Source organism: bacterium, assembly GCA_040753555.1.
Lineage (GTDB): Bacteria > UBA9089 > UBA9088 > UBA9088 > UBA9088 > JBFLYE01.
Genome location: JBFMDZ010000242.1, coordinates 1 through 2,733, shown reverse-complemented (window position 1 = coordinate 2,733; position 2,733 = coordinate 1). Strand labels below are relative to the sequence as shown.

The window sequence follows — 2,733 nt, the reverse complement described above, 5'->3', positions numbered from 1 at the left end:
CATTAAAACAGAAGTTATTGGAGTATATTGAATATTACAACAAAAAAGCAAAACCATTTGCATGGACATATGCAGGAAAACCTTGTAAAATATAACATACCTTATTTAAGGGACAGCACACTAGTGTTATGAATTTAAAATTTGTAGCAAAAAGGTTGGTAAAGGAGGCCAAAACAAGATGGTTCATTATTGCAATTTTATCATTCATCCCGATTACAGAGGTATTTGCAAGTGGTCAATTCCGAGAAAGAACATATATAGATATCAAAAAAATATAATGGGGGTAAAAAAATGAAATTCAACGAAATATTGGAAAATGCAAGGAAAAGGGAAATAACAAGAGAGGAAGCCCTCTATCTTCTTCAACAAGCTAATGATTCTGGAAAATTACTGAAACTTCTGGAGGTATCCAGCAATGTAAGAAATGAAACCGTAGGAAAGACATTCAAAAATTAGTGATACAAAACAAAATGAAAACCAATAAAATTGCAGACAGAATACCAGAAGTTAGTCTAGAACCGATAGAGAGAATGGCCAGAGGACACGAAATATCACAAATACTGTTTACTGCAATTGAATATGATATCTTTACTCTGCTTACGGAGCCAAAAACAGCAGTGCAAATTTCTAAAGAAATTAGAACTGACCTGCATCTTACAGAGAAGTTTTTAAATGCCTTGGTAGCTCTGCAGCTACTTTTAAAAATAAATGACAGATACGCAAATACCAAGATTTCAGAGACCTTCCTTGTGAAAGAAAGCCCATTTTACCAGGGCAATTTGCTTAAGCTTATGGCAAATGGTTACAATACTTGGTCAAAGTTAGGCAACATGTTGAGAGGCATAGGCGTACAGGAATCAGAGGAAAAATTTGAATACATAGATAAAGTTTTTATTTTTGGACATGCAGAAGGCGCAATAAGCGGATCTCTCCAGAAAACAGTCAGGACTGTAGCGGCTTTATCTGAGTTTAAAAATGCAAAAAGGCTCCTTGACCTTGGCGGCGGTCATGGGCTTTATGCGATCGCATTCGGTCAATTAAATCCAAGCCTCGATATCTTCGTTTTTGATTTACCTCATGTTACAGAAATCACCAGGAATTTCATTGAGCAATACGGAATGAAGGATAGAATCAAAGTTATAGCTGGTGATTTTACAAAAGATGACATAAGAAATGGGTATGACATAATTTTTGCCTCAGATGTACCAATATTTGGGATTTTAAAAAAGATACATAGTGCATTAAACGAAGGGGGAGTTTTGATATACAGACGTTGGATACTTAACGATGATGGGACTGCTCCGCTTGTCTCTGTTTTGTTCGACCTTATGTTATCTATTAGAAGGTCTGACCACCACGTATGCACCCTAGGAGAATATATTGATTGGCTGGGAAAAGCTAACCTTTCGATAACACGGGTTATAGATATCTTTACTCCTTCAGATCCTACAAAGATCATAGTTGCAAAGAAAGTGTAAAGATGGATGTGATAATTGATACGATAAAAGAGCTGAAGTGCTTGGGTGTAAATGCAACCCTTTCAAACATAATCATCACCAGAATTGGCCCATGGACATTGAGCTATGTGAGATACGATGATGGCACAATCGGGTGTGGTGTAGCAAACAATGAAGCGGATAGGGGAGGGGTCCCGAAAGATGTATCGTTTATAAAAGACCTGCTCAATTTGAATGCTTATGATGTCATAGATAAATTGAGGAGTTTAGAGGACAGCGTGTTCATAAACTCGCTAATGACATCCATAACCTCTGCCCTCTCTTATAAACTAATGAATGATAGAGATGCATTGAAAAAAGAAGGATATGATGCTGAAGTCTATGTCGCTCCAAAATTACCTCTTTTAGACCCCCCAAAATTTGTGAAAAGTTCAGATGTAGTAGCAATGGTTGGGTTTCACATGATGGCTACACCCCTGTGCGCAGAGGTTGCAAAGGTAGTGTATGTCAGTGAACTTATGGATTTAAAGCAGCTATCCATTATAGATTTTAATGCCGAGGAATCCAACATAAAAATATTTCCTGCAAATAAGAACGAAGAAGTTCTAAGTGGAGCTGATGTTGTTTACATAACCGGTGAAACCATAGTAAATGGGACAGTCAACGAACTCCTTAAGTTCTCCAAAAATGCTAGGACAAGAATAATTTACGGCCCCTCTTCAGCTTTTTATCCCAAAGTGCTTTTTAAAAGAGGGGTAGACATTTCTCTACCTATGATTTTTCCAAATACCCCTGATTTTCGAAGGCAATTCGTGCTAAGCAGAGGGTATTGGTACTCCATGAAAGATGTAAAACAGTTGTTAATCAAAAAGGAGGGATTTTAATGTTTGATAAAAAGAAAAATATTGTTTTACTACTCTGCATACTTCTGGTGGGTAGCATAATAATCTGGACATATCTGCCAAAAGAGGCACCTCAAAAGAAAGAGATAGTTATTGGGATGGGAATAGACTTAAAAGGATTAGAACCTGTATATGGTTGCCCATGGGGATCACCACTTCGCACGATTTATGAAACATTACTACTAGAGGATGTCAATCTCACAATTCAACCTTTACTAGCGAAATCAGGGGAGGTATCAGAAGATGGGTGTGCCAAGCAAAGCGTATTGGTTCTTGTTGGTGAAAGTCCAATCTTTAAGCAAAGGTTAGCCACTAGCCCAATACTTAATTCCACATTTAGGGAGGTAACAAACTAAATGATGCTGGAAGGTAGG

At 37.4% G+C, this 2,733-nt stretch carries 4 protein-coding genes; all 4 read left to right on the top strand.

Going from position 1 to position 2,733, the window contains the following annotated elements; translation table 11 throughout:
- Window positions 1-291: 291 nt before the first annotated feature.
- From AB1630_11970 to AB1630_11955, 4 genes are read left to right on the top strand one after another with little or no spacing between them, the layout of a single operon-like run.
- Window positions 292-456: a hypothetical protein gene (locus AB1630_11970; GenBank protein MEW6104509.1), complete on the top strand. Its 165-nt coding sequence runs from the start codon at window positions 292-294 to the stop codon at window positions 454-456.
- Between the two features lie 14 nt (window positions 457-470).
- Window positions 471-1,478 (top strand): methyltransferase dimerization domain-containing protein, encoded by a 1,008-nt coding sequence (locus tag AB1630_11965; protein MEW6104508.1) that lies wholly within the window; start codon window positions 471-473, stop codon window positions 1,476-1,478.
- A 2-nt stretch (window positions 1,479-1,480) separates the two neighbouring features.
- Window positions 1,481-2,341 carry a DUF364 domain-containing protein gene (locus tag AB1630_11960; GenBank protein ID MEW6104507.1) on the top strand — a complete coding sequence of 287 codons (861 nt, stop codon included), beginning with the start codon at window positions 1,481-1,483 and terminating at the stop codon, window positions 2,339-2,341.
- Window positions 2,341-2,715: a hypothetical protein gene (locus AB1630_11955; GenBank protein ID MEW6104506.1), complete on the top strand. Its 375-nt coding sequence runs from the start codon at window positions 2,341-2,343 to the stop codon at window positions 2,713-2,715. Before AB1630_11960 ends, AB1630_11955 begins: the two co-directional genes overlap by 1 nt.
- Window positions 2,716-2,733: the final 18 nt, after the last annotated feature.

What these genes read in the sequence shown, in the direction of transcription:
- AB1630_11970 (MEW6104509.1), top strand. Translation starts at nt 292, where the DNA reads ATGAAATTCAACGAAATATTGGAAAATGCAAGGAAAAGGGAAATAACA.
- AB1630_11965 (MEW6104508.1), top strand. Translation starts at nt 471, where the DNA reads ATGAAAACCAATAAAATTGCAGACAGAATACCAGAAGTTAGTCTAGAA.
- AB1630_11960 (MEW6104507.1), top strand. Translation starts at nt 1,481, where the DNA reads ATGGATGTGATAATTGATACGATAAAAGAGCTGAAGTGCTTGGGTGTA.
- AB1630_11955 (MEW6104506.1), top strand. Translation starts at nt 2,341, where the DNA reads ATGTTTGATAAAAAGAAAAATATTGTTTTACTACTCTGCATACTTCTG.